The following is a 231-nucleotide window of genomic DNA, read 5'->3' as shown; positions in this document are numbered from 1 at the left end:
CCCCCCATGCAGCGGCCCCCGCCCCGACAGGACGTCGTCACCGGCGCCGCGGTGGTCCGGCGGTGGCGGGACGGGGCTGCTGGGGCCGAGGGCGACCGGGCGGCGGGCTCGCGGCGCCGCCGGCGGCGCGCCCCCCAGGGAGACCAGCCGCCGCGCAGCCCCTCGAGCTCGGGGCGGGGCCGCTCGACGTTGCCGGGGTGCGCCTCGACCCGCGGTCCGCGCAGCGCGACG

At 84.4% G+C, this 231-nt stretch carries 1 protein-coding gene; it reads right to left on the bottom strand.

What is annotated here, in order from left to right:
- Positions 1-231 (bottom strand): hypothetical protein (locus QWJ41_RS21490; protein WP_302710537.1); only part of this gene is annotated, 231 nt, incomplete at both ends.

Source organism: Nocardioides cremeus (genome assembly GCF_030518195.1).
In the GTDB taxonomy this organism is placed as follows: domain Bacteria; phylum Actinomycetota; class Actinomycetes; order Propionibacteriales; family Nocardioidaceae; genus Nocardioides; species Nocardioides cremeus.
The sequence above is the reverse complement of the archived record's forward strand: the minus strand, read 5'-3'. Positions and strand labels throughout refer to the sequence as shown.